Source organism: Mycobacterium sp. TH-M82, from assembly GCF_057473605.1.
Map to the genome: position 1 here is coordinate 1 of NZ_JBYCKY010000495.1, position 7570 is coordinate 7570.

At 65.9% G+C, this 7570-nt stretch carries 7 protein-coding genes and 4 pseudogenes; 5 read left to right on the top strand and 6 right to left on the bottom strand.

Going from position 1 to position 7570, the window contains the following annotated elements; genetic code table 11:
* From AC2VON_RS15385 to sigE, 3 genes and pseudogenes are all read right to left on the bottom strand, one after another.
* Window positions 1–550: pseudogene (locus AC2VON_RS15385) on the bottom strand (serine protease); the annotation flags it as partial.
* 74 nt (window positions 551–624) lie between these two features.
* Window positions 625–1056, bottom strand: a complete 432-nt coding sequence (rseA, locus tag AC2VON_RS15390; RefSeq protein WP_486953732.1) for an anti-sigma E factor RseA — start codon at window positions 1054–1056, stop codon at window positions 625–627.
* Window positions 1057–1184: 128 nt separating this feature from the next.
* Window positions 1185–2006, bottom strand: a complete 822-nt coding sequence (gene sigE, locus AC2VON_RS15395) for an RNA polymerase sigma factor SigE (protein ID WP_486953733.1) — start codon at window positions 2004–2006, stop codon at window positions 1185–1187.
* 190 nt (window positions 2007–2196) lie between these two features.
* Here sigE and AC2VON_RS15400 point away from each other — a divergent pair, with 190 nt between their 5' ends.
* From AC2VON_RS15400 to AC2VON_RS15420, 5 genes and pseudogenes are all read left to right on the top strand, one after another.
* Window positions 2197–2892 carry an O-methyltransferase gene (locus AC2VON_RS15400; protein WP_486953734.1) on the top strand — a complete coding sequence of 232 codons (696 nt, stop codon included), beginning with the start codon at window positions 2197–2199 and terminating at the stop codon, window positions 2890–2892.
* 113 nt (window positions 2893–3005) lie between these two features.
* Window positions 3006–3644 (top strand): TetR/AcrR family transcriptional regulator, encoded by a 639-nt coding sequence (locus AC2VON_RS15405; protein WP_486953735.1) that lies wholly within the window; start codon window positions 3006–3008, stop codon window positions 3642–3644.
* Window positions 3634–3861, top strand: a pseudogene (locus AC2VON_RS15410) (ATP-binding cassette domain-containing protein); the annotation flags it as partial. The gene AC2VON_RS15405 and the pseudogene AC2VON_RS15410, both read left to right, overlap by 11 nt.
* A pseudogene (locus AC2VON_RS15415) lies at window positions 3862–4362 on the top strand (ABC transporter permease); the annotation flags it as partial.
* Window positions 4363–4372: 10 nt separating this feature from the next.
* On the top strand, window positions 4373–5047 hold the full coding sequence (locus AC2VON_RS15420; RefSeq protein ID WP_486953736.1) for a methyltransferase family protein: 675 nt from the start codon (window positions 4373–4375) through the stop codon (window positions 5045–5047).
* A gap of 88 nt (window positions 5048–5135) precedes the next feature.
* On the opposite strand, the gene glgC is transcribed toward AC2VON_RS15420, so the two are convergent.
* The 3 genes and pseudogenes from glgC to AC2VON_RS15435 all read right to left on the bottom strand — a co-directional run.
* Window positions 5136–6350, bottom strand: coding sequence for a glucose-1-phosphate adenylyltransferase (gene glgC, locus AC2VON_RS15425; protein WP_486953737.1), 1215 nt, complete (start codon window positions 6348–6350; stop codon window positions 5136–5138).
* 99 nt (window positions 6351–6449) lie between these two features.
* Window positions 6450–6617 carry a DUF3117 domain-containing protein gene (locus AC2VON_RS15430; protein WP_003406247.1) on the bottom strand — a complete coding sequence of 56 codons (168 nt, stop codon included), beginning with the start codon at window positions 6615–6617 and terminating at the stop codon, window positions 6450–6452.
* Window positions 6618–6954: 337 nt separating this feature from the next.
* Window positions 6955–7570: pseudogene (locus AC2VON_RS15435) on the bottom strand (hypothetical protein); the annotation flags it as partial.

The following is a 7570-nucleotide window of genomic DNA, read 5'->3' on the forward strand; positions in this document are numbered from 1 at the left end:
AGGTGGTGAACGCCTCGACCACCTCCGCGGTCTTACGCCCGACCCAGCCGCCGGCCAACCCGATGCCCAGCGCAATCACCGTCAGGATGACCAGCGCGCGGTAGGAGACCCGGCCGCCGAACAGCACGTCGCGTACACCGAGCTTGCCGCCCACCCCGTCGGGGCTCCGCGGCGGCGGTACGGCCAGCGCCGGACTGCCCAGCGCGGCGCCGGCCGCGGGGTCGCGCCACGGGTCGTCGGGCACATCCAACTGATCTCCTTTGCCGTTCCCCTCCAGCGCGCCGGCATCGGTAGGGTGACGCTGCAATGACGCAGCGCCGGCGAACGGGCGGCCGAAAGCTTCTTTGAGCACGGGATCGGGCGGTTGATCACGGGGGCTGAACTCACCCTGGTCGCGGTATTTCGGCGGCCGCACACTCTCCGGCACGAACGATCCGTGAACGCCGTCGGGTCGACCAAATACCTGCTTGGACGCCGAATCCACCGGTGGCCGGTCGATGGGACGAGGTGCCAGGCGCTGACGGCCGGAGGTTTCCTGGTCGGTACTCACGTCATCCTCTTCTGGGCGCTGGAGACAAGGGGCTACGGGCACGCTACGGGCACGAGCACCGCGTCCCATCCACCTTACCGACGCTGACTGGGATCTCTGGGATCTCTGGGACCTCGCAGCCCGTCGCCACCGAAGCGGCCGAGCTGGTACGACTGTGGCCGCCGTGGACTCGCCTTGCCGTCCATAGGGGATTCGGGAATCTGCGAAAGCGTGCCCAGCAGCGTGCTGGGAATCCTGATCGGATGCGAGTCACGTAACGCGGACCGCGCCCGGTCCTGGTACTCCACTTCCGCTGCGCATTCTTCGCACAGCGAAAGGTGGTGGGCGGCGCGCAGATGCGCGTTCATCCGCAACTCGCCGTCCACGAATGCGACAATCGCATCCGTGGACAGATGCTCGGTGGAACCGAACTGGCGCGGCGCGCCGACGGGCTCGTCGCTTTGTGACGCAAACTGAGCTGGAAGCCAGGAAAAAGCACGACGGAACACATGTCCGCGGTCGGCCACCACCAGCTCCTCTCCGATTTCCTGCAGTCACTGCGCACTCGGCACTACCTAGAATGTAGCGCGACCGCGCTGCACCCATGTGGGGCCGACGAGGGTGTCTCGACGGGCTGTTGGCGGCTGGTGACGGATCAGCCGACCCCGGCGGCGTCACTGGCGGCGTCCGAAGCGTCCGATTGCCCCAGCTGGGAAGCCAGATAATCACGCAGTGCCTGGCGTCCGCGGTGGATGCGGCTTCGCACCGTACCCAACTTCACGCCCAGGGTGGCGCCGACCTCCTCATAGGACAGACCTTCGATGTCACAGAGCACAACGGCGGCACGGAACTCCGGCGACAGCGAGTCCAGCGCGGCTTGCAGATCGGGGTCCAGACGCGCGTCGTAGTAGATCTGCTCGGGGTCGGGCTCGTCGGCGGGCACCCGGTCGTAATCCTCGGGCAACCCCTCCATCCGGATGCGCCCGCGCCGGCGGACCATGTCCAAAAAAAGATTGGTGGTGATGCGGTGCAGCCAACCCTCGAAGGTTCCCGGCTGGTAGTTGTGCACCGAGCGGAACACCCGGATGAACGTCTCCTGGGTCAGGTCCTCGGCGTCGTGCTGGTTGCCGGCCAGCCGGTACGCCAGCCGATACACCCGGTCCGCGTGTTGCCGAACCAGCTCGTCCCACGACGGCATGGCCGCCACATCCCCGGTGGCGTCGAACACGGCGGTCCCCTGCGGCTCATCGGAGAGTTCCACCCAACCGGCATCCCGGTACCGGTCCGGGTGGGATCCCGGGTGTGACATGGTCGCCGGATACACCAATGAAGTGATGGCCAGATCCTCTGCGTCGGGGCTGCCGTCCAAGTCGGACAACGCGGGCAGCACAGTACCCGGCGCAACACGCCTTTGGCCGCGGGTATTCCGCTCCCAGTTCCCGGACAAGCTCCGGGGCCAATTCCCACCCCGTTCCATGCCGCTACCTTTGCCTATCGGATTGTGCCGGCTCTGTGGTCGCACTGAACGTCGACTGTGAACCGTTTTGCGTTGCGGAAAGTCGAACGGTTGCCACCACCGAGCCGCCCGCGCGTCACCGGCGGCGGTCAACGGATGAAGTCGGGCGCGCCTGCCCCGATGCGCACAGAATTCGACCTACGCTGCGGGCATGGCCAGCACCGACCCCACTTCCGGTCAGCCGGGCCAGCCGGGTCAGCCCAGTCGGCCGGGCGGACCCAGCCGCGCCGACGCCATCGTCGGGCACGCCGAGGAGTCGATCTCCGAGGACGCGATCCTGGTGGCAGCTCGGGATCGTGCACTGGAGATCGGCGTCGGCGCCATCACACCCGCAGTGGGCGCACTGTTGAGTCTGCTGAGCAAGCTCAGCGGCGGCAAAACGGTGGTCGAGGTCGGCACCGGAGCCGGCGTCAGCGGATTGTGGCTGCTGTCGGGCATGAGCGAAGACGGCGTCTTGACCACCATCGACATCGAGCCCGAGCATCAGCGCACCGCCAAGCAGGCGTTCACCGACGCGGGCATCGGGCCGTCGCGCACCCGGTTCATCAGTGGGCGGGCCCAGGAGGTGCTGACCCGACTCGCCGACGACTCCTATGACCTGGTGTTCGTCGACGCCGACCCGGTCGACCAGCCCGACTATGTGGTGGAAGCCGTGCGTCTGCTGCGCTCCGGCGGGGTCGTCGTCGTGCACCCGGCGGCGCTGGGTGGGCGGGCCGCAGACCCTGCCGCACACGACGCCGAGGTGACGGCGGTACGCGAGGCGGCCCGGCTGATCGCCGAGGACGAGCGGCTGACTCCGGCACTGATACCGCTGGGCGACGGTTTGCTCGCCGCCGTCCGCGATTGATTCCTGCGCGAGCGTGCGTGCTCCCGGCCGGCGCGCCGAGCAATTTCCCGGTTTCGTGCACGCTCGCGGAGGGTTCTTGACACCGTATTGAACGGTCGTTTAGTTTACTGAACATGCGCTCAACGGATCTGACGGCATCCGCCCGCATCCGCGACGCGGCCATCGAGCGGTTCGGTCAGCACGGATTCGGCGTCGGACTGCGGGCAATCGCCGAGGCCGCCGGGGTGAGCGCGGCCCTGGTCATTCATCACTTCGGCTCCAAGGACGGTCTGGTCAAGGCCTGCGACGACTACATCGCCGAGCAGATCCGCCGGGAGAAATCCGAGGCCATGCGGTCTACCGATCCGGCCACCTGGCTGGCCCAGATGGCCGAGATCGAGTCGTACGCGCCGATGATGGCCTATCTGGTGCGCAGTATGCAATCCGGTAGCGCATTGTCGAAAACACTGTGGCGCAGGATGATCGACAACACCGAGGCCTACCTCGACGAAGGCATCCGCGCCGGTACCGTCAAGCCCAGCCGAGACCCCCGGGCCCGGGCCCGGTATATGGCGCTCACCGGAGGCGGCGGATTCCTGCTGTATCTGCAACTGCACGAGAACCCCACCGATCTGCGCGCGGTGCTGCGTGATTACGCCAACGACATGACCCTGCCCGCCCTTGAGGTCTACACCGAAGGACTGATGGCGGACCGCACGATGTACGACACGTTCCTGGCCGAGGCAGTGAAGGGAGAAACCCATGCCGGTTGACAATTACCGTACTGCTATCGAAATACACGGTCTGACAAAGAACTTCGGTGCGATGCGGGCGTTGGACGGCCTCGATCTGACGGTGCACGAGGGCGAGGTACACGGCTTCCTCGGACCCAATGGCGCCGGGAAGTCGACCACGATCCGCGTCCTGCTGGGCATCGTCAGGGCCGACGGCGGGACCGCGCGACTGCTCGGCGGTGACCCGTGGGCCGACGTGTACCAGGAAGAAAACGCGCAACACACCGAGACGCTGCTCGCCGGTGCGGTGGACCGGATCCGCTGGCTGGCAAGCCATCTGGCGATCGCCGTGGCCGGACCCGCGGCGGCGTTACTGCTCGCCGGCCTAGTGACCGGACTCACCTACGGCATCGCCGCCGGCGACGTCGGGGGCAAGCTGCCCGCTGTTCTCGGCAGCGCCGCGGTGCAGCTGCCCGCAGTGTGGCTGCTGGCCGCGGTGACGCTGGTGCTGTTCGGTCTACTGCCCCGGTTCACCCCGGTGGCGTGGGGCGTACTGGTCGGGTTCGTCACGCTCTACCTGCTGGGCTCACTGTCGGGTTCTCCGCAGTGGCTGCTCGACCTCGAACCGTTCGCGCACGTTCCGTTGATCGGCGCGGGCGGCTTCAGCACGGCGCCGATGCTGTGGCTGCTGGTGATTGATACGGCGTTGATTGCGCTGGGAGCGGTGTCTTTTCGGCATCGCGATCTGCGGTGTTGAGGAGGCCGTGATGAAAACGACCGGTAAAGTGGCGGTTTCATCCGTCTTGGGCCTTGCGGCGTTCGGGCTGATGCTGTTCGTGCCGGCAGGAACGTTCCACTACTGGCAGGCATGGGTCTTCCTTGCGGTCTTCGGGCTCACCACGTGGATTCCCAGCATGTACCTGATGCGCACCAACCCCGCGGCGCTGCAGCGGCGCATGCGTGCCGGGCCGTTGGCGGAGACCCGAACGCTGCAGCGCATCGTCATCACCGTCGTGTTCATCGCCTTTCCGGCTATGTTCGTGGTCAGCGCGCTTGACCACCGCTTCGGATGGTCGCCGGTACCGGCAACGGTCTCGTTGGTGGGCGATGTCCTGGTCGCGATTGGTCTCGGCGTCGCCATGGTGGTCGTCATCCAGAACGGTTATGCGGCGGCCAATGTCACCGTCGAGGCAGGGCAGCAGGTCGTCTCGACAGGCTTGTATCGGCTGGTGCGGCACCCGATGTACACCGGAAACGTCATCATGATGATCGGCGTGCCGTTGGCGCTCGGCTCGTTTTGGGGGTTGGTCTTCCTCGTCCCCGGTGTGCTGGTGCTGATCTTGCGCATCGGCGACGAGGAGAAGATGCTCGCACATGAGTTGGCCGGGTATCCCGACTACACCCGGAAAGTCCGTTATCGGCTGTTGCCTTACGTCTGGTGAGGGCTGCTGGATCTCATCGAGATTGCGCTGAGGGCTGTAACCCCCCGGAATTCACTACCCTGGCTGCAATCTCAACGCAGCAACCAGGTCAGATCCAGACCCCTTTGCCCACCACGACGACACCGCCGGCGCTGATCGCGAACCGTTCCCGGTCCTTCTCCAGATCGACTCCGATCATCTCGCCGGGCCCAACGACGACGTTCTTGTCCAGGATCGCGCGACGTACCACCGCTCCGCGACCCACCCGGGTGCCCGGCATGATCACGCTGCCCTCCACGATGGCGCCGTCGTCGACCACGACGTTCGACGACAGCACCGAGTTGCGCACCGACCCGGCCGAGATGATGCTGCCCGCACCCACCACCGACTCCTGGGCGGAGCCGCCCTTGACGAATTTGGCGGGCGCCAGGTTTTCGGTCGCACCGCGGATCGGCCAGCGTTTGTTGTACAGGTTGAAGATCGGGCGCACCGACACCAGGTCCATGTGTGCGTCGTAGAACGCGTCCAGGGTCCCCACGTCACGCCAATACCCGCGGTCACGGTCGGTGGCACCGGGCACCTCGTTGTCGGAGAAGTCATAGACCGCGGCCATCCCGTCGGACACCAGCCGCGGCATGATGTCTCCGCCCATATCGTGATCGGAATGGTCGTCTTCGGCATCAGCGCGAATCGCGTCGACGAGCACCTTGGTGGTGAAGATGTAGTTGCCCATCGAGACATAGGTGGTTTCCGGGTTATCGATGGTTCCCGGGGGATCCGGCGGCTTCTCGACGAAACGACGGATGCGACCGGACTTGTCTGCATCGATGCACCCGAACACGGTCGCCTCGGCACGCGGCACCCGGACGCCCGCCACCGTCGCCCCGGCGCCGCTTTCGACATGGAACCGCACCATCTGCTCGGGATCCATCCGGTACACGTGGTCGGCACCGAATACCACGATGTAGTCCGGATCCTCGTCGAAGACCAGGTTCAGCGACTGGTAGATGGCGTCGGCGGACCCGGTGTACCAGCGGGGACCCAGCCGCTGCTGCGCCGGCACCGGGGTGATGTACTCGCCGGCCAGCCCGGACAGCCGCCAGTTCTGCGAGATGTGGCGGTCCAGTGAATGCGATTTGTACTGGGTCAGCACGCAGATTCTCAGGTAGCGGGCATTGACCAGATTGGACAGCACGAAATCGATCAGCCGATATGCGCCGCCGAAGGGAACCGCGGGCTTGGCCCGGTCAGCGGTCAGCGGGTACAACCGTTTGCCCTCCCCGCCGGCCAGGACGATGCCCAGCACATGCGGCACTTCCCTCATAGCCCAAACCTATCGACCGTCACCGACCCTTGCCAGGAGCGAACATCGGGCAGCTGCCGGCGGGTGTGCGGACAACCCGCCGCGGAAGGCAGTCCGTGTTCAACTGGTGACACCTTTGAGTTCGTCGCCGAGCGCCGCGGCCTCGTCGGGGGTCAACTCGACGACGAGCCGGCCACCGCCCTCCAGTGGTACCCGCATCACGATGCCGCGCCCTTCCTTGGTCGCTTCCAGCGGACCGTCGCCGGTCCGGGGCTTCATCGCCGCCATCGAGTGCTCCCTCCAGATTCGGCTTGACCCGCCGTCGTGGTCTTGATCGGCGCCGGGTATGCACCGCGGTTGCAGTGTCCAACATGTCCGGCGTTGAACTGCACATTCACCCCGCCTATTGTTCCCTATCGGCACCGTCGCGCATACACGACCCGGTTTCTCGGCAGCTTGCACAGCAGCTTTCAGGACGTCTTTCAGGCTGGCCTTCCGCGCTTCTCGAGCCAGCTTCTCCTCCCCCACAGCGCAGAGTCAGCGGTCGATGGACTGTGCGGGCTGACGAGTCCAAGGGGTCGGCAATTGATCGTGAGGGACTGCTCCAGCTGAGGCCACCGGAACCCTACGGGATCAAAGCGGTGATGTCGGTGACGGCCGAGGTGACTGCCCCTTCGACGAGGTCGAGTTCGATGCCGGCCGCCAGCGTGAGCAGGCCGGTGTCTGCCGCGATGGGCAGGCCGATGGCATCCAGGGGATTAGTGAGGTTGTCCTGGAACAAAGTGACGTCGTAGGCGGGAATGCTGAAGACCACTCCATAGGTGATATCCGATGTCTGCAGCCACAAAGCAGACAGGGCGGCGGCGGCACTGGCGAACCCTTCGGAGAATTTGGTGAGGGTCGCTGAGGGGTCGCTGACGTCGGCGGACAACGCCGTCACAAGATCGGTCATGCTTGGCAGCGACGACGACGTCAGCGACGACGCCCCCGACGTCAATGACGACAGCGACACGTTCTGCAGGTCGTCCGCGAAAGCGCCGAAGCCCTGCTGCGCCCCGGCCACCAGTCCGTCAAAGACCGTGATCGGGCTGACGTCGGGGAACAGCCCGAACTCGGTGGGCACATTTGCCGGAGTCGAATAGCCAAGGTTGTCGGCGCCATAGCCCAAGTTGATCAGGTAGGTCAGGTCGGGCCCCAGCAGCGCTTGCAGCGGTTTCGGCAGCGCACTCACCAGCGGCGGC